At 67.1% G+C, this 18,902-nt stretch carries 16 protein-coding genes; 14 read left to right on the plus strand and 2 right to left on the minus strand.

The genetic code is table 11. The annotated features are described in order from the left end of the window. Together KEG57_RS05565 and KEG57_RS05570 are read right to left on the minus strand one after the other, a co-directional pair. On the minus strand, positions 1–2,889 hold the full coding sequence (locus tag KEG57_RS05565; protein WP_272416989.1) for a Kelch repeat-containing protein: 2,889 nt from the start codon (positions 2,887–2,889) through the stop codon (positions 1–3). Between the two features lie 450 nt (positions 2,890–3,339). Further along, entirely contained in the window at positions 3,340–4,050 is a 711-nt protein-coding gene (locus KEG57_RS05570) for a hypothetical protein (protein WP_272416990.1), read from the minus strand. An 825-nt stretch (positions 4,051–4,875) separates the two neighbouring features. On the opposite strand from KEG57_RS05570, the gene KEG57_RS05575 reads away from it, so the two are divergent. From KEG57_RS05575 to KEG57_RS05640, 14 genes are all read left to right on the plus strand, one after another. Continuing rightward, complete coding sequence (locus KEG57_RS05575; protein ID WP_272416991.1) at positions 4,876–5,295, plus strand: hypothetical protein; 420 nt, start codon at positions 4,876–4,878, stop codon at positions 5,293–5,295. Between the two features lie 87 nt (positions 5,296–5,382). Next, a complete protein-coding gene (locus KEG57_RS05580) occupies positions 5,383–6,405 on the plus strand; it encodes a hypothetical protein (RefSeq protein ID WP_272416992.1) in 1,023 nt (340 codons plus the stop codon). 76 nt (positions 6,406–6,481) lie between these two features. Then, entirely contained in the window at positions 6,482–7,714 is a 1,233-nt protein-coding gene (locus tag KEG57_RS05585) for an AAA family ATPase (protein WP_272416993.1), read from the plus strand. Further along, the gene (locus KEG57_RS05590; protein WP_272416994.1) at positions 7,707–8,300 is read left to right on the plus strand and encodes a DUF4276 family protein; all 594 of its coding nucleotides are present in this window, start codon (positions 7,707–7,709) and stop codon (positions 8,298–8,300) included. The genes KEG57_RS05585 and KEG57_RS05590 overlap by 8 nt, the downstream gene beginning before the upstream one ends. A gap of 260 nt (positions 8,301–8,560) precedes the next feature. After that, positions 8,561–9,832, plus strand: a complete 1,272-nt coding sequence (locus tag KEG57_RS05595) for a hypothetical protein (RefSeq protein ID WP_272458241.1) — start codon at positions 8,561–8,563, stop codon at positions 9,830–9,832. A gap of 19 nt (positions 9,833–9,851) precedes the next feature. Beyond that, a complete protein-coding gene (locus tag KEG57_RS05600) occupies positions 9,852–10,475 on the plus strand; it encodes a DUF4304 domain-containing protein (RefSeq protein ID WP_272416996.1) in 624 nt (207 codons plus the stop codon). Positions 10,476–10,613: 138 nt separating this feature from the next. Further along, complete coding sequence (locus KEG57_RS05605; RefSeq protein WP_272416997.1) at positions 10,614–11,066, plus strand: hypothetical protein; 453 nt, start codon at positions 10,614–10,616, stop codon at positions 11,064–11,066. 201 nt (positions 11,067–11,267) lie between these two features. Continuing rightward, a complete protein-coding gene (locus KEG57_RS05610; RefSeq protein WP_272416998.1) occupies positions 11,268–11,720 on the plus strand; it encodes a hypothetical protein in 453 nt (150 codons plus the stop codon). A gap of 176 nt (positions 11,721–11,896) precedes the next feature. Beyond that, entirely contained in the window at positions 11,897–12,664 is a 768-nt protein-coding gene (locus KEG57_RS05615) for a cupredoxin domain-containing protein (RefSeq protein WP_272416999.1), read from the plus strand. A gap of 16 nt (positions 12,665–12,680) precedes the next feature. Then, positions 12,681–14,357 (plus strand): MXAN_5187 family protein, encoded by a 1,677-nt coding sequence (locus KEG57_RS05620; RefSeq protein ID WP_272417000.1) that lies wholly within the window; start codon positions 12,681–12,683, stop codon positions 14,355–14,357. Positions 14,358–14,392: 35 nt separating this feature from the next. Next, the gene (locus KEG57_RS05625) at positions 14,393–15,940 is read left to right on the plus strand and encodes an OmpP1/FadL family transporter (RefSeq protein WP_272417001.1); all 1,548 of its coding nucleotides are present in this window, start codon (positions 14,393–14,395) and stop codon (positions 15,938–15,940) included. A gap of 152 nt (positions 15,941–16,092) precedes the next feature. After that, positions 16,093–16,893 (plus strand): hypothetical protein, encoded by an 801-nt coding sequence (locus KEG57_RS05630; protein WP_272417002.1) that lies wholly within the window; start codon positions 16,093–16,095, stop codon positions 16,891–16,893. Positions 16,894–16,991: 98 nt separating this feature from the next. Continuing rightward, positions 16,992–17,954: a thioredoxin-disulfide reductase gene (gene trxB, locus KEG57_RS05635; RefSeq protein ID WP_272417003.1), complete on the plus strand. Its 963-nt coding sequence runs from the start codon at positions 16,992–16,994 to the stop codon at positions 17,952–17,954. A gap of 12 nt (positions 17,955–17,966) precedes the next feature. Next, the gene (locus KEG57_RS05640) at positions 17,967–18,899 is read left to right on the plus strand and encodes a uracil-DNA glycosylase (protein WP_272417004.1); all 933 of its coding nucleotides are present in this window, start codon (positions 17,967–17,969) and stop codon (positions 18,897–18,899) included. Positions 18,900–18,902: the final 3 nt, after the last annotated feature.

Here is an 18,902-nt window from a genome sequence, read left to right on the forward strand (position 1 = left end):
TCAGCGCTTGCGGCGTCGCGCGACGAGGGCGCCGAGGGCCGCGAGGGCCGCGAGTGCACGCCCGGGGTGTTTCGAGGGGCCGCCCGTGGTGGTGCAACCGCTGTCCCCGGGCTCCGAGCCGCCCGTTCCCGCGGAGCCGCCAGCGCCGCCGATACCGCCAGCGCCGCCCGAGCCGCCAATACCGCCCGAGCCGCCAGCGCCGCCCGAGCCGCCAATACCGCCGGAGCCGCCCGCGCCGCCCATACCGCCCGAGCCACCCATTCCGGCATCACCGCCCGAGCCGCCCATACCGCCCGAGCCACCCATTCCGGCATCACCGCCTGAGCCGCCGATACCGCCGGAGCCACCGGAGCCACCGATACCGCCCTCGCCGCCCGCGCCGCCCATACCACCCGCGCCGCCCATACCACCCGCGCCACCGCCGCCATCCGGCGTCACGCCGCCCTCGAAAATCTCCGCGCTCGCGTGGGCGGCCGGGTCGCCGTCTCCGGAGGAGCAGCCCTCCTGCATTCCTCCGAAGACCAGCACACGATTGCCTTCGAGCCTCACGGCGCCGGCATAGGTGCGCGATGTGCTCATGCTCGGCGCCGGCCTCCAGTCATTCGTCTCCGGGTTGTACACGGCGGCGGTGTCGAGAGGGCAATCGTTGCCGCCGGTCCATTCTCTGCCGCCCACGAGCAGCACCATTCCATTTCCGAGCCGCATCGCCGTGTGACGCCGACGCGCGACGTCGAGCGGACCCGTCACCGTCCAATCGTTCGTCGCCGGATCGTACACCTGCGCGTGCGGCACGTTCCGCGCGCCTGCGACCAGCACCCGGCCATCGGCGAGCAGCGTCGTCGTGAAATCGGCGGGCGGCATGAGCAATGCCTGCGTCGACGTCCATGCATTCGTCGCCGGATCGAACCGCTCGGCGCCGTCTCCGCTCACCACGAGCACCCGGCCGTCGTCGAGCCCCGTCGCCTGGTGTTTCGCATGCGCGAACATGAGCGTCCCCGCCGGGGAAAACATCCCCGTCGCCGGATCATAGATCTCCGCCGTCGCCGGGTTCCCATTGCCGCCGGTCACCAGCACCTTTCCTCCCGAAAGGACGACCGCCGAATGCCCCGAGCGCGCCACGCCGAGCGAGCCCGTCACGCTCCACGTTTTCGTCGCCGGGTCGTAGAGCTCCGCGGCCGCCGTCCCGCCGCCCACCAGGAGGATTCGCTCGTCGGGCAGCCGAGCCAGCACGAGGCCGCTATCGTGGTGCGCCGCCATGGCGCCGGTCATCGCCCACGTATTGCTCGCCGGATCGTAAAGCTCCGCCGAGGACGGGGCATCGCCGCCCACCACCAGGATCTCGCCGGTCGAGACCCGGACCGATTTCGCATGCCGGCGCAAATGCAGGAGCTGCGCGGCGTCGCTCCATGCATTCGTCGCCGGATCGTAAATCTGCACCGTGGGGTTATTGTCCCAGTCGTTGTTGATTCCTCCGGCGATGAGCACGCGACCATCGGCGAGCTCGGCCCACGTGCCCTCCTGATGCGCCATGGACATGCTCCCGGCCGGCGTCCATCCGGATTGGCAGCCGACCGGCGCATCCCCGACGCAGGCGCCCGCCTGGCATACTCCATTCGCCGTGCAACCGTCGGCGCTGCCGCAGGTTGCCCCGCTCAGCGGGGTGCACGTCCCGTCCGCGGACGCGCCCTTGCTCACGGAGCAGGCGTCACACGCGCCCGCGTCGCACGCGGCATTGCAGCAGACGCCGTCGACGCAGAAGCCGCTCGCGCATTCGCCGTCGAAGAGGCAGGCGGCGCCATTCGTCGCGAGGCGGAGCGACTCGACGCTCGCCGTGCCGCCGCCGGTGACGAGCACCCGCCCGTCGGCGAGCTCCGTGGCGCTGTGCCCGCCGCGGTTCGTATTGAGGAACCTGCCGAGCGACCAGGTTCCGGTGGCCGGATCATAAAGCTCCGTGACCGCGCCGCCCGTGACCAGCACCCGACCATCGGCGAGGCGCGTGGCCGTGTGCGTGTAGTGGGTCACGTTCATCGGCGTCGTCTCCGTCCAGGCATTGCTCGCCGGATCGTAGAGCGCCGTGCCGCGGTTCTCCGCGGTAAAACCCTCGCCGCCGTAATCGGTGTAGCCGCCGGTGACGAGCACCTTGCCGTTGTCGAGCAGCGTCGCGGTATGGCCCTCGCGGTTCTCGATGACGCCCGCGAAGGTCCACGTATCCGTGGCTGGATCGTAGAGCTCCGTCGTGCTGGTGGAGACCCCATCTTCGGCGCCGGCCACCACGAGGACCTTGCCATTCGGGAGCAACGTCGCGGGATGGTAGCTGCGGATGAACTCCATGGGGGCGGCGCTGGTCCACGTGTCCGTGGCAGGATCGTAGAGCTCGGCGGTGGAGAGCGTAACCCAGTCGTACTCTCCGCCAGCCACGAGGACGTTTCCATTGGGCAAGAGCGTCGCGGAATGCCCTGCGCGGGGCTCGAGCATGGGCGCGACGCTGGTCCACGTATCGGCGACCGGATCGTAGAGCTCGACGGCGCTCGTGTTTCCGCCGGCCACGAGGACGTTTCCGCTGGGCAAAAGCGTCGCGCTATGGTGCGTGCGCGTCGTGCTCATGGACGCGACGAGCGTCCATGCATTCGTGGCGGGATCGTACACCTCGGCGGTCTCGCTCCCGCCGCCGGCCGCGAGGACCTTCCCGTTCGGGAGCAGCGTGGCCGTGTGCCGATTGCGCGCCACGTTCATCGGCGGCAGGACGTCCAAGCGCGGGGCGGTGAGCGCCGCGGCGGACGTCCCGAGGGGTTGTGCCATCGGCGGATCGGCGCGGTTGCAACCGAGCGACCCTCCGAGCGGCAATAGACAAAGGAGCGAAACGAGGCGACGGATCAAAGTGGTTCGCATGGGATCGAGATACCGGAGTCCTGGCTTCGAGCGGAACGGAAAGCATGGAGCCGACCGCTTGTGTGTCCGTGGGATCCGGCACTTCTGCCCGCGTTTGCGTGATTCCTCCCACCGTGCAGCTTCCGTTCCGGCCCGTGTTCGGACTGGAGTGTTGGTCCTGGAAGTGGTAGGGTGGGCTCGTTCCCTCTGCTGTTCTCCGTGAGGTGATTGGCAATTGAATCCCGAGTAAGCCTGAACCAGGGGCCCACTACGCTGTCGTGGTGAGCTAGGCCCGAGAAGTCATCGGGAAGCCTAAAGCGGCACATCGGGCACCCACCTAGCCGCAAGCTAGGGGTTCAAGCCATCAACCCACGATTACGGCGGTAAGGAACTCTTCTTCGAGCCCGGCGAGAGCCGGGCTCTTCTTTTTTGTCTCGAACGTCGGGGGATGCCGGGCTCGGGGGTTCTGCTTTACCCCTCGCCACCGGCCGGGCCTGCGGCCCCGTCCTCGGATTCCTCGTCGTCGCCGACATCGAGCCCGTCGTCGGTCTTGTCCTTGAGGAAGAAGAGATCTTGCGTCTGCTTGTCGCGCGGGAAGGCGGCCTTGATGCGATTGGCGACCTCGGCGAACACGTCGAGAAACTCTTCCTTTGCGAGGTTCCGCGCGGCCCGCGCTTGCGCCGCGGCCTCCATGCCGAGCCTGCGCGCTTCGAGCGCCTGTTCGTAGCGGTGCCGGAGGGAGGTGATCTTGTCGAGCTCGGCCGAGCCGGCGGGGTAGATGGCGGCGATTTCGGTATATCGACCTTCGAGGGCGCGCATTTCCTTGATCTGCGTGCCGCCGACGGGCTTGATGATCGGCGTGGAGCCGCCGGGGAACAGGGTCGACACGATACGACCGCCCGGGCGACCATCCTCGATTTCGGCGCGCTTGAGAGCGAGGCGAACGATCTGGTCGGCGAGCCTGTCGGCGAATTTCACCTCGACCCGGATGACGATGAGCTCTTTGATCTTCTGGCCGTAGGCCTGCTCGCGGGCGAGGAGCGCGTTCGTGGCGTCCTCGAGCTTGACGGCGAGGCCGGCCAGGGCGGCGACGTCGGAGAATTTCGCGAGCATGGTCCGCGTGTAGAGGCTCTTGAGCTCGCAGCGGGTGGTGGGCGTCTTGGCGTTGGGGAGTACCGACAAGGCTTGTCTCCTGGTTGGTTGGTAAGGCGGGCATCAGAAGTGATGTGAGCGAGGTTGTCAAGGACGGATACGGGTGGCTTGGAGGGGAGGCGGGGGAAGGGGAGGGCGCGGGAACGTGACTTGAGGCGGCGCGGTGGGGTGGCGAAGGGGGTGGAGGTGTTGCTTGGGGCGTGTCCACGGCGTGGCGGAGGGAGAGGAAACGTGGGGGGATACACGTTTGCGGCGTGGCGGAGGGTGCGGAAACGTTGCTGCGAGCCTGGCTGCGGCGTGGCGGATGTTGCGGAAACGTTGCCGAGGGCTTGGGGGCGGCGTGGCGGAGACGGCGGCGGCGTTGCGGGGAAGGAGGGGATGAGGGGGACGGGGCGAAAGCAAGGTGGAGAGGCGCTTGTCGTCGGGTGTCTTCTGTCGAAAACTCACAACCTGCCCTCCTGCTAGCTGCGAGCTGTCGCCCTCGTGAAACGAAGAGGAACCGATACGAGGCCTTCGATGGCGGTATTCTGCCATTTCGAGACGAGTGTATTCTCACCGGACGAGCGGGTAACCCACCTTGACCCGCGGGCAAACCTGGTGTAGCCGGCGATCATGTTGCGGATTGGCGCGCTCGTGAGCGCATCGCTCCTCATGGCTCCCGGTTTGGCGCGGGCTGCACCTGGGGGTTCTGTCTCTTCTGGAGAGCGCCGGTCGCGTCTCGATTCTGCATTGTCCATTGGAGCCGGACCAGCCCTTCAACTCGGCGGGTACCTGCCCAACGTGCTCAGTGTCGGGGGGACCGCGACATTCATGTTGCGCAGCTTCGGGGACGATGGGTGGGGTGGCGGTATCACCTTGACCTTTACCTACCTCCGGACCGTTACGCCTGCGACACTCTACGGTGCGGAGGTCGAGGGCGCCTACGCCAACGGTTCCGTCGGCGCCTGTATCCGGCGCATCGAGCCATTCGGATTTTGCGGTGGGTGGCGGATGCCTGGAGGCGCGTACTTCCCTCGAACGCCCGGCGCGACGTGGGAACATGGGTGGAGAACGGGCGGGTCGTTTTACGCGGGTGTCGATTTGCTGATCACGCTGGCCGACCGTCTCTCGCTCCGACCCATCCTCACCTTGGACGCCTATGGTTGGCCGACGCGGATCATCGTGAACAAGCGCAGCGACGCGGAGTGGCGGTCGTTTCCGCTCTTCGCGACTCTGTCCATGGAGCTGACCTTTGACTTTCGGACGCGGTACGCGGCGACGCCGCAGTTGAAGTGAGAATCGATGATGAAGCACTCGTATCAGGCGCTATTTTGTTGTGTTTTGACGCTCGCAGGGTCCGGTTGTGATGGCCCAAGGGAGCCCGTGGTCATCTATACGTGCGAGAACCCGGACCTGGACCACAAGGACAAGGACGGTAACCCCGATCCTTGCCACGAGAACGACGAAAAGAAGCCCATGGCCTGCGGGGCGGCGTGCGCCGACGTGGTCCTGGGTGTCAAGGCGGTCCCGGTGGCGCTCTGGTTTGGCAAAGAGCGCGCGTTGCCTGCGTGCCCGAAGAGCATGCCCAAGGCGGACTTCAACGGCGGCGCGGGCATCCTGGCGCCGTACGCGTGCCCGGAGTGCCGGTGCACCGAGCCGGTCTGCACCTTCGGGCCCGTCGTCGCGCTGGGAGGCGACGCGTGCACGGGTCCGGTCCTCGGCGCGGCGGATCCTCCGCCTGCATGGGACGGCGCTTGTCAAACGTCCTCGATCCCCATCTCGAACGTCGGATCCTATTCCTTCGAGCCGACCGGGGTCACCGGATGCGCCGTCGCGGAGGATCCGCTGCCCCCACCGCCGCATTTCGGCTCGTCGTCGATGTGGGAGACGACGGCGCGGGCGTGTCGCCATGCAGACGACGCGATGTGTCCGCCTGGCGAGCCCTGCGGCATTCGCGAGGAGGAACTGCCGTCCGGGTTCCGCTCGTGCGTGCGGCTCGAAGGCGCGACCCCGGAGGGGGCAGCTTGCCCCGCGGGTTTTCCGGAGTCATTCGTGTTTTACGCGGATGTCGACGAGGGGCGTGAATGCACGCCGTGTGAATGCGCGCCGGCGGGGGATGCAGTGTGCTTGTCGGTCGTGAGCCTGCACGAGCAGGCGGATTGCGGGGATGCGCCGATGATCGCGGCGCCGGTGGACGAGCTGGGCTCCTGCGCGGATCCGGGCATGGCTTACAACGGACAGGGGGTCGCGGCTTCCTGGGTCCAGAACGAGCCCGGGACGTGCATCGCCTCGGGCGGCGCGGTGACCGGGGAGATCAAGGCGATCGAGCCCGCGGTGTTCTGCTGCAAGTCGGTACACGGTGACGAATCCCCGGGACGCCCCCCGGGAGACTCTTCACCCTTCTAGGGTACAGTGCTCGCCGGCTCCCCCGCCGCGTTCCTCAGCTGTCTGTCTCATGGTAAGGTTCGACAGGTCGACCGACATGAGCGCGAACAGGAAGGCACCGCGAGAATACCTTTGGCGCTTCGGCGCGGTGGAGCTGGGCGCGTCGATCGCGCTGGGCGGCGATGTCCGCCTCGAGCTCGACCCACGGACGACCGTCCTGGTCGGCAAAAATGGAGCTGGTAAGTCAGCCATTTTCGACAAATTTCTGGCGGGATCGTGGGGGGCATCTGGAGTCGTGCAGGATGCGGTGCCTGATCCAGGTCGCTTCGCCGTGGAGATTAACCACAAGAGAGTGCCGAACTCCGCCGTCCGTTACGAATGTCGCTGGAAAACCATGGATGACGAGGGGGGCGTCGAGAATCCTCTCGACGCCGAGAAAGCAGACCGCTACGCCGAGATCGAGGAAACGTGCTCCTTCGTCGAGCCTTCCTTGGGCGAGAAAGTGCTCTGGACACTTCAAGATGGTCGTCTCGTCAGGAATGACGGAACCACGGACGTCCTCCCGCGCGGTCGCGGACTCCTCAACTGGTGGATTGCGAGCAAGAGCTCGTTCTCCTTCAACGCGATGGTCGAGCCGCTCTTCGAACTGTTGTTTCGCGTGTGGTCCGTACGTGCCGGCGTGCCGCGTGCAAACAGAGATCGTGAAGTCGCTATCGTGCCGCACCCATGGCCGTTTGGTAGAACTAGGCTTCAACGGCGTTACGAGCATATATCACCCGGAGTTCGCCAGCTCGTGGATACGCTTGCGACTTGGTACGAGTCGGAGCGGGGGCGCCTGGACGAGCTCGGCGAGGTGGGTCGGCGACTGGGGCTCTTGAACGATATCAAGGTCAGGCTTTTCGACAATCCCGAGCACGCAGCGGACGTACGGGCACCCCGAAACTTGGCAAGCGTCTCGGTGGACAACGTTGACGTGGGCCTCCTGTCGGACGGAACGCAGCGTGTGCTCCAGATCCTCATGGCGCTCATCCAGCCGGATCGGACGCTGTTACTCCTGGAGGAACCAGAAATAGCCGTTCACCCGGGCCTTTTAGGGCGGCTTCTCGAAGAGATCGAGGCGTACTCCGCGGACAAGCAGATCGTCATCTCGACCCAGTCACCGCAGGTGGTGAGCTGGGCGAAGCCCGACGCGCTCCGGCTGGTCGAACGGAGAAGCGGAACGACCTACGTTCGTGGGCTCGACGCCGAGGAGCAGGCACAGGTCGAGCGTTATCTCGAAGACGAGGGGACGCTCGGAGACTACCTCTACTCGGGTGCAATCGATGGCTGAGCAGACCATCGGCATCCTGGCGGAGAGCGAGAATGATTGCAAAGTGATGGGCACACTCGTGCGGCGCATCCTCGCAGAGGCCCAGGTCGATTCACGTTATTACAACATCATTCATCGTGCCGGGAGTGGGTGTGCCGGTTTACGGCAGAAGGCAGAGCGATGGCTTCGCGAGTTGTCCGCGCGGGGCTGCCGGATCGTCATCCTGATGCACGACAGAGACCGGCATGACGAACGCGAGCTACGCAAGAAGCTGAGCGCCTACCAGGTCCCCTCCAGCGTCGAGTATCACGTGTGTATCCCTGTCGAGGAGATCGAGGCCTGGTTTTTCTCTTGTGAGAAAGCATTGCAGCTCATCTGTGGCGATCGAGAACTCCCGCAAGAACTCCCCCACTTGGTTCGTGACCCCAAGGAGCGGCTCATCGAAGCATCCCGAGCCGTGCCCGGCCGGCCCAGGTACACGCCGAACGACGGCGCGCGGATCGCCGAGGTTCTGCAGCTCGATGTCTGCGCCAAACGATGTCCCGCCTTCCGGGAAATGCGTCTTTTCCTGCAAAAGCTCTGGAAGGACGCGCATCGAGGGCAATGACCGATGTCAACGCTACCATGTCGCCGACGTGCGCCTGATCCGACGAGCTGAGACGGTCGCCCACCTCCCCCGCAATCGCCATCCCTGACGACCGACGGAAGGTACGAAAAGGGAAAGAGGAGAGTGGCGGGGGCGCGGCGGGTCGCTGCTTTCCTGTCGTTGACGCCGCCTGGACGTCCCCGCACCGTCGCTCCATCGCCCGGATGGCCGCCCCGCTGTGGGGGTGAGGGCCGGACCATTCCGAGAGATGGGAGCGGTTCATGCGACGATCGACTCTTGGGGCTCGCCTTTGGCATTCCCTCGTCACGGCGGTCGCCGTCCTGTGTTTCGTTTTGCACTCGTTCGGGTGCGCCCCCTCGCGCGATCCCACGATGGCGCGGATCTTCGAGGCGCCGAACGTCGTCCACGTCTGTGTACGTCCACCGAACGTACCGAAAGACAAGCGAATTTGGGGGCTCACCGCCGACGGCACGCCCTTCTTCGGGGTCCGGGAGGTGGACCGCGCGAGAGGCAATGGCAGCCCCATCTATGTTTTCGACCAGGACGCGCCTGCCGCGAGCGCGAGGCTTTTACCGATTCCGTACAACACGCTCGAATGCCCGGCGAGGACCCCGCCGAAGCCTCGCGTCGCCGCGGCGACGGAGAAGGCCAAAGAGGCTGAGGAGAAGAAGGACGAGGGCAAGAAGGCCGAGCGGCCGAAGCCGCTGCCGCGACCGATCGCGAGGCCGCCGGAGGAGCAGCGGTGCGCGGCGTATCGGGAGCCGGGCCAGACGCGGAGACGGAGCGGGACGGGCGCACGTGTTTGCACGAGGGTGCTCGTCAAGTGGCGCTGCGCGAAGCAGGCCGTCGCGGACAAACGGCCGCCCGCGGCCGAGCCTTGCCCCGTCCACGAGCCCGAGCCGAGGGAGTTGCCGGAGAGCGCGGCCCAGGCGTATGAGGACTGGGGACTCAGCCGTGCGGACACCTCCGCGCTCGCGAAAGACCGAGCCAGGGAGTGCCTCGAGGGGCTTTGCCATGCCCGGCATCCGAACTTCGTTCCGAAGTCCAAAAAGAAGCCCGCCGAGACGAACAACGGGCAGTCGTTGTCAACGGGGAGTGGCTCGCCGCAGCCGGCGCCGAAGACGACGACGGTCAAGACGACGACGAAGCCGGTCCCCGCGAAGTCGAACGGCGCCAAGTCGAACAGCGCGGCGGCGGGGCAGGCGGGCAGCGGGAGCGCGGCGGACCCTCCACCGCAGGCCAAACCGAAGCGGGGAGGCGAGACGCCGGCGGCGGCGCGGGGACGGCAGGTGCATGAGGAGTTCAAGAAGAAGGTCGAGGCGAAGCAGAAAGAGGGAAAGGATTGGAGGCCCAACCCGCGTATCAAGTTGGAGGATGGGACGGAGCTGAGGCCCGACGCGCTCACGCCCAAAGGGAATCCGATCGAGCTGAAGCCGAACACGCCGACTGGCAAAGCAGCGGGCAAACGCCAGATCAAGAAGTACGAAGACGCTACAGGCCAGAGGGGACGTGTGATCTATTATGACCCATAAGCGAGCCCTACAGAACAGAATGAGCCACATCTTCAAGACGTGGGTCACGCCCGCGCTCCACGCGGCGGGCTTCAAGAAACGAGGGATCGTGTACGTGCGAGATCTGGGGAGCGTCCAGCACCTCTTCAATCACGAGAGTGACCACCTCAACACGGCCGACAAGTACAGCTTCACAACGAATTGTGGGATTCACGTGCCAGGGGTCAGAGGTACCTTCGGGAACTGCGTCGAACCCAAGGCGGTTGACGCAGCGTACGGGCTCCTGAACGTGAGACCCGGAATGCTGACACCGACGGGCGACTCGTGGTGGGAGCTCACGTCCAGCGATGGGCCCGAGAAGGACGACGAGGTAGGGCAGGAACTGCGGAAGCTCGTGGAGACCGCGGCCTTGCCGTTCTTCGATCGGTTCCGGGACGAACGCGCGGTCGCGGAGTTCCTCTCGCAGCCCCGCAGGAAGGAAGACCGACACGTCATGCCCTTTGCCGATACATTCGAGCTCTGCTACGCCGCGATCCTCTGGAAGCGGCTGGGCTGCAAGGACAAGTGCCGCGAATGCATCGAGCGGGAGAGGTCGAAGACCAAGAAGCGCTATAGCTCCCTGCCCGAGAAGTTCCTGGCGCGCTTCTCTTGCGATGACAACTGACGTTTCGGGAAGAGTGCATTCCAGCCCCATTCGTTCGATTCATGCAAGGGCGTGAAAGGATCGAATGCTCGAGCGCTACACCAAGACGGGGCCCGAGCGTCCGCGGCGGCCCCCTTCGCCTGTGATACATCCAGTGTCATGGCCGATACTCCGAGCTTATGGGTACCCGGACTCACCACGCTCGACACCCCCTTCGACATCATCCCCGACATCGCTCGGTTCGAGCCGCCCGACATCATCTCCTTTCGCCTTGCCCGCGAGATCAACGTCGAGGAGACCGCGCGGATCATGGCCTTCGTCCGGGAAGCGGTGCCCCAGACGGGCGCGCTCTTCTCGATGACGGACGCTTCGGTGCACCTCCCGCGCATCAGCATCGCCGCCGCCGTCGAGTTCAACCGACAGTTCAACCCGCGTCTCATCCGCGCCGCCGCCGTCGTCGCCGCGGATTACCGCATGCGCGTGCTCTCCGAGACGCTCATCCGCGCCGCCCGTCTCCTCAAGCTCGAAGTCGCAAAGTCCCCCGTCCGCTACTTCGACGACCACGCCTCCGCCCGCGCGTGGTTCGGCGAGCTCCGAACGGGCCCCGCCTGACCGATCACTCCTCCACCCCTGTCAAGTAAAACCCGTTGTTGGACCGCCCCCATAGACGCCTCGCGCCGCCTCCATTCATGTCTCGAACGGCGAGGAGGCTTCCTTAGGCAATGGATGGGTACTCACGGAAGCCGAACCTGCGTTCATGAGGGGCTCGCAAGGTGACGCCTGCGTCCCGGCGCTCGTGATACAATCTGTGTCATGGCCGATACTCCTACCTTGTGGGTACCCGGGCACACATCCCTTGACGCCCCCTTCGACATCGTCCCCGAGCTCGCGCGGTTCGAGCCTCCCGATGTGCTCGTCTTCTGCCCTGCCCGCGAGATGACGACCGCGGACGCCGGACGCATCGCGGGCTTCGCGGTGGACGCCGCGCGGCGGGCCGGCGGCCTCTTCACGGTCTCGGACCTCTCGAAGTCGCTGGGCCACATGAGCATCAGCGCCGCCATCGAGTTCAACCGCCAGTTCGACACGAGCTTCATGCGCGCCGGCGCCATCGTCGTCGCGAGCTACCGCATGCGCGCGATCTCCGAGACGCTCGTTCGCGCCGCCCGCCTCCTCAAGCTCGACGTCGCCAAGGCCCCCGTCCGCTACTTCGAGGACCACGCCTCCGCCCGCGCCTGGTTCGACGAGCTCCGCACGAGCCCCACCTGACCGCTCACTCCTCCGCCCCTGTCAAGCAAAACCCGTCGCCGGGCCGCCCTCACACGCGCCTCGCGCCGCCACCCCTCTGACGCTTCTGACGCTCGCGCGACCGGCTCCGCGTGCCGTCCTTCCTGGCGGCTTTTCTTTTCCGTTTGCCCTGCCATTCCGGTAGCTTCCCCCTTCCGATGGACACGTTCGACACGCTCGTTTCCAAGGCGAAGGCGAGCCAATCCGGCCGCCTGCGCGGCCTGCTCCGCCGAGGAGCCGTCGCGCTCGTGCTCTTGACCGTCCCAGGCGTTGCGTTTGCCGCCGTCACTGCCAAGGGCAAGCTGAGCGGGGCCGACAAGCTCCTGAACCCCGTGTGGAACGAGGCGAAGGACCCGAACGCTCGTCGCTACACGTTCCGCGAGCCGTCTCCGACGGTGCGCCCCGACGTGCGTACCCTCACGGGGCATCTGCCGAAAGAAGTCGCGATCGTCGCGCTCGGCGACAAGGGCACGCCCGCGAAGGTGCCCGTCACCGTCAGCATCGGCGGCGGTCGCATGAGCCCCGTCACGATCGTCGTGCCCGAGGGCCAGCAGATCAACTTCGAGAACAAAGACCCGTTCCCGCACAAGATCTACGACACCGGGAACAAGGGCCTCGGCGCCGTCGAGACCGCCGGCGGCAAGAGCCGCTCCTGGACGCCGCCCGCGGCCGGCAAATACGAGCTCCGCGATCAGCTCGCGCCCAGCGTCCGCGCCTGGGTCGTCGTCGAGCCCCGCGCGATCGCCTCGACCTACCCCGATCGCAAAGGCGACTTCGCGATCGAGCTCGAGCCCGGTCCGCACAAGCTACGCGCTTACTTCAACGGCGAGCCCGTGGGCCAGGAACTCGATGTGACGATCACGCCCTTCCCGACCGAGCAGCCCCTCAAGGCGCCGCTCGTGGTCGGCGAGACCCCGAGCAAGTGAAGGCGGAGACGAGAAGATGATCCTGTCCCGTTTCTGGTATCTCGCCCTCGCCATCATCGCCGGCTTCGCGGCGTTCATCCTCATGCTCGCCGCGCAGATGTACAACCGCGCCGGCCTGCGCGCGATGAGCGACTCGCTCGCCGCCGACTCGAGCGCCGTCGGTTGGTATCTCAAAGACGACGCGCGCAACCGGTCGAGCGCGCTCATTCCGATCGCGCTCTCGCCCGAGCTGCGCACGCAGCTCTCCAAGGCGTCGGGCGAGCCGAAGCTCTCGCGCGAGGTCATCTCGGAGGGCCAGAAGGCGCTGAAGAAGCTCGCCACCGAGGTGCCGGCAGACCTCACGTTCGACGCGCTTCGCGCCGTCGACGCGAACGGCCGCATCATTGCCGCGGTCGGCGTCGTGAACGACCTGCCCATCGAGGACGCGGATCTCGGCGGCTACCCCGTCGTCGCCGACGCGCTGCACGGATGGATCCGTGACGACGCGTGGGTCTCGAAGGGCCGCATCTACCGCGTCGTCACGCGCCCCGTCGAGGCGGAGGTCAACGGCGAGCCCGTCGGCGCCGTCGTCGGCATCAAGATCGTCGACGACAGGTTCGCGCAGGGCGTCTCGAAGCGCACGGGCGCCGCGGTCGCGTTCTACGCCGACGGCGCGCGCGTGGCGTCCTGGGCCCCCGAGGGTTTCGACAAGTCGAACATGGATCAGATCACCCAGGATCTGAAGCAGCTCGACGAGAACAAGGACTACCAGGAGAAGGGCCGCAGCGAGCCGCGCGTGATCGCCTCGCACCTCGGCGTCGTCTACGCGCGCATGGCCGGCGAGGCCTGGGATCTCGGCGCGGGGTTCGCCGTCGGGCGCCTCGCCGTCTCCGTCTCGGGGCCGCTCGACTTCCTCGGCAAGGCTGACGACACGGACAAGAAAAACGTCTCGTGGCTCTTCGTCGTCCTCGGCGTCATCGTGCTCGCGGGCCTCGGCATCTTCTTCTCGGTCCTCGAGCACACGCAGCCGCTCGCCACGTTCGGCAAGGAGGCCATCCGCCTCGCGAAGGGCGAGGTCGACGTGCTCGCGCCGAGCAAGTTCCGCGGCGGGTACAAGAAGATCGCCTCCGACATCAACGACGGCATCGACAAGATCGCGGCCAAGGGCGGTGCGCCGCGTCGCGCGGCCGATCTCAATGCGGTGCTCGGCCCGATCCCGGCCGCGCCCACGATGAGCGCCTTCGCCGTGCCCGGCCCCGGCGAGACCTCGTCGCAGGCGATCACGGTCCCGAACAGCGCCCCCGCGAAGCCGCTCCCGAAGGCCCTGCCGAAGCCGAAGCCGCGCCCCGGCTCGACCACGCAGGACCCGGTCGAGTCCGTGCCCGAGGGCGCGCCCGAGGCCGTGTCCGCGCCTGCGCCGCCGCCGCTGCCGAACGCGGCCGCGGCCGAGCCTGCGGCGGCCGAGCCTGCGGCTACCGCGGACGCGGGCGAGGTCGACGAGCTCACCGAGTGGCAGAAGGTCTACGAAGAGTTCGTCGCCATGAAGCAGCAGTGCGGCGAGCCGACGGCGGGCATGACGTTCGAGAAGTTCAAGTCGACGCTGCAACGCAACAAGGACGCGCTCGTGCAGCGGCACGGCGTGACGCGCGTGAAGTTCACGGTGTACGCGAAGGAAGGCAAGGCCGCGCTGAAGGCCTCGCCGGTCAACAAGTAAACCAGAGCATCGGAATCGGCAGGAGCGGCAGAGCGATGGGCGCGAGGAATCTCGTCGTGGGGGCGTTCGTGGGGTCGGTCTTGCTCGGGGGCGCGGGCGTTGCGCGCGCCTCCTCCGGGATCGACTCTCCCGACAACGGCGTCGTGCAGGTCGGCCGCGGCAACACCAACGTCGCGCGCGCCGACGACCCGCTGGCCGCGTACTACAACCCGGCGGGCCTCGCGTTCCAGAAGTCGGGCGTGCACGTCGGCGCGCACCTCATGTTCATGGATCGCTGCTTCTCGCGGCGCGACGTGAACGGCCAGCCCGTCTCGCCGGGCGGCGGCATTCCTGGTCCCGGCGCGGCGGGTGGCCCCTCCGATCCTGTCTGCGCCGAGACCACGCCCTTCCCGAACCCGCAGATCGCCGCGAACTTCCGCATCACGCGGCAGCTCGCGATTGGCCTCTCCGTCATGGGCCCGCACGGCGTCGGCAAGATGGTCTGGCCCGAGTCGATCCCGTACACGAACCAGCTCGGCATCTCGACCACGCAGCCCGCGCCGCAGCGCCATCTCCTCATCGAGAGCGACTCGCTCATCATCAACCCGACGCTCAGCGTGAGCTACGCCATCAAGGACTGGCTCAGCGTCGGCGCGGGCTTCATCTGGGGCATCGCCTCGATCGACTTCATCAACTTCACCGAGGCCACCTCGCAGGTCCCCACGGACGACTTCGCCGGCAACCAGGAAGTCAAGTCCACGCTCTCGGCCTTCGACGGCTTCGTGCCGGGCGTCGTCGTCGGCGTCCTCGCCTCGCCGCACAAGCGCCTCGACCTCGGCGCGTGGTTCAAGTGGCAGGACGCGATCTCCACGCGCACGGGCGTGAAGCTCGAATCGCTCTACTGGCGTTTGGGCGGTCAGAAAAACGAAAACCCGTGTCCGGCGGGCCCCGCGAACTGCAACATCACCGAGGACGAGGACGCGGGGACGCTCAAGTTCCGCATCCCGCTCGAAGCGCGCCTCGGCCTCCGCTACCACCATCCGCTGCGCGCGGGCTCGCTCGTGCCCAAGGTCGGCCCAAAGGTGCGCGACCCGCTCGCCGACGACCTCTTCGACATCGAGGTCGACTTCACCTACGCGCACAACAGCGTCGTCGACGTCCTCGAGGTCCGCTTCGATCGGGGCATCCGCGTGAACGGCACGCCGGGCGAAGTCCCCCAGAACGCCGACATCCCGCACAAGTGGAAGAACGTCTTCGGCGTGCGCTTCGGCGGTGACTTCACGCTCATCCCCGGCTTCCTCGCCGTGCGGGCCGGCGGATTTTTCGAAACCAACGGCCAGGACGCGGCGTACCTGAATCCCGATTTCCACCTCGGCAGCAAAGTCGGCGTGGGCGGCGGCGGCACCGTGCGCATCGGGCCGGTCGACGTCTCGCTCGCCTACCAGCACACGTTCTTCGAACCGCTCGACAACGGCGGCAAGGGGGAGGTTTTGGGCCTCTCCGGTGACGCGACCACGAATTATCGAAGCGTCCACAACGTCAATGGCGGACGGCTCGAGTCGAGCCTGAACGAAGTGGCGCTCGGGGCGACCTACAGGTTCTGAAGAGCTCGTTCCAGCGCGGCTGGACGACGATGCACGACGGTTCCCCAGCGTCACGTGAAGATTGACGTCGAGGGCGTTGACACCGGATACGCCGGCACGCTTCGATGCCACGGTTATCGTTTGTTGGGGACGAAGAAGTCCGGGAGGATTGGATGAACGCGCGTGCTTCGTTGATGGTGGTTGGTCTGGGTTTGGCGGTTGTCGGCTGCGCCATTCCCAAGCCCCCGCCGACGGCCCCGGACGAATACGACTACAAGTTTGAGCACAAAAAGACCGGCGAGCCCCTGAGCGTCGAGGGCGAGAGTTTCACGTACACCACGACGGAGCGCGTCGAGCTCGGCGAGGAGCAGATCCGCGACGCGCAGGGTCGCCTCGTCGGATCGAGCCGCATTTACGGCAACCAGCAGGTCGCGCACCGCGGCTACCAGTGGGGCGTCTACCAGGGCCGGCAGCCGATCGACGTGCTCAGCGCGCTGCACATCGCGCGCGACAGGGCGTTCGAGGATGCGTTCGAGGAGCGCATCGTCGAGATCCGCGAGAACCACGCGAACTCGATGTCCGTCTACGAGAAGGGCATCAAGGAATACTCCGGCAAGCGCTCCACCGGCATGATCGTGGCGGGCGTGGGGTACGGCATCGCGGGCGGCTGGGCCATCGCCGCGGCGGTCACGAAGGATGATCCCCTCATCCCGACGGGGGGCTCGACGGCCATCATCATCGGCGGCGTCATCGTCGGCGCGATCGGCACCTGGATCTACTCCGCTGCGCTCGGCGGCATGCGTCGCGAGGCGGACAAGGCCACCGCGATGGCGAACGACAAGATCTCGCCCTCCGACTTCCCGAAGCTCACGACCGAGTCGTACCTCCACGACGTCGCCCGCGAGTACAACCGCGGCATCGCCCCCGAGCCCCCGCCGCCGCCGAAGGACACGAAAAAGAAGAAGAAGAAGTAGGCCGCGGCGCAGATTTCGCGACCTTTCCCGCCTCCGTTCGTCCGGGTGGTGCGCGCGTATCGACGCGGCCGCGCGCCTTCGCTATGACCCGGGCCAGCATGACCGACACACCCGTCCGCAACGTCATCATCATCGGCTCGGGCCCTGCGGGCCTGACTGCGTCCATCTACGCCGCGCGCGCGAACCTCAAGCCGCTCTGCATCGAGGGCTTCAACGCGGGCGGGCTCATCCCCGGCGGTCAGCTCATGTTCACGACCGACGTCGAGAACTATCCGGGCTTCCCGCAGAAGGTCACGGGCCAGGAGCTCATGCAGCGCTTCCGTGATCAGGCGGAGCACCAGGGCACCGAGATCGTGACGGCGGACGTGACGAAGGTCGACCTCTCCGCGCGGCCGTTCAGGGTCTGGGTCGAGGAGACGCTCTACCTCGCCCACACCGTGATCATCGCGACGGGCGCGCGCGCGAACTACCTCGGCTTGCCGAACGAGGAGCTTCTCAAGAACAAGGGCGTGAGCGCCTGCGCCGTGTGCGACGGCGCGCTCTACCGCGGCCGCGACGTCGCCGTCGTCGGCGGCGGCGACACCGCGATGGAGGAGGCGAGTTACCTCGCGGGCCTCTGCAACTCGGTCACGCTCGTGCACCGCCGCGACGACTTCCGCGCGAGCAAGGCGATGGTCGACCGCGTCGTGTCGAACCCGAAGATCAAGATCCTCTACAGCCACGTGGTCGACGACGTGCTCGACGTCACCAAGGACGAGGTCACGGGGATCGTCGTGAAAAACCTCAAGACCGGGGAAAAATCGTCCGTCCCGGTCGCGGCGTTTTTCGTGGCGATCGGTCACACGCCCATGACCGAGCTCTTCATCGGGCAGCTCGAGACGCACCCGAACGGCTACTTGAAGACCGTGCCCGGCTCCACGCGCACGAGCGTGCCCGGCGTGTTCGCCGCGGGCGACGTGCAGGACTGGACGTACAGGCAGGCGGTCACGGCGGCGGGCACGGGCTGCATGGCCGCACTCGACGCCGAGCGGTTCTTGCAGCAAGAAGGTGGGAGTCACTGACGAAGGCCTTCGATGGACGAGCCCCACGCCGACCCGCGCGACGAGCTCTTCGAGATCGCGACCTCGGTGCGCGCGCTCGTCGAGTGGTACGACAGCACGGGCGCGTGGGGCTTGCCGCTCGCGCCGCCGCGTGAGGTCGAGCCTTCGTATCCCGCAGCGGAACCTCACGCCGCGCCGCCGCCGCCAAACCCTCGCGCGCCCGCGCCCGTCGCGGATCGGCGTCCCGCTCCTGCCGACGCCTCCTTCGCGCAGCCTGCGCAGTTCACGCCGCCGCCCGAGCGCGCGCCCGCGCCGCAGTTCACGCCGTTTCCGCCACCGGCCGAGCGCCCGCAGCGCCCCGCCGTCGCGCGCCCCGAGGCGCGCACGCCGGAAGCGCGCATCGAGCAGCTCCGCGTCCTCGCCTCCGAGGTCGCCTCCTGCACGCGCTGCGGCCTCGCCGAGCGGCGCACGCAGACCGTGTTCGCCCGCGGCAATCCGCTCTCGGAGCTTTGCTTCGTCGGCGAAGGACCGGGCGCGGAAGAGGACCTCCAGGGCGAGCCGTTCGTCGGTCCTGCGGGCCAGCTCCTCGACAAGATGATCGCCGCGATGGGCTACCGCCGCGACGAGGTCTACATCTGCAACATCGTCAAGTGCCGGCCGCCGGAGAACCGCAAGCCGCAGCCTGAAGAGATGGATGCCTGCAAGGGCTACCTCGCCACGCAGATCGAGCTCGTGCGGCCGAAGTACATCGTCGCGCTCGGCGCGACGGCGATCCAGGGCCTGCTCGGCACGACCGAGGGCATCACGAAGCTGCGCGGCAAGTGGAAGATGTACCGCGGGATCCCCGTCATGCCGACGTTCCATCCGGCCTACCTCCTCAGGCAGCCGTCGGCGAAGCGCGAGGTATGGACCGACCTGCAGGAAGTGATGGCGCGCCTCGGCAAGAAGCCGCCCGCGCGGGGCTAGCGC

It is taken from the genome of Polyangium jinanense (assembly GCF_028435365.1).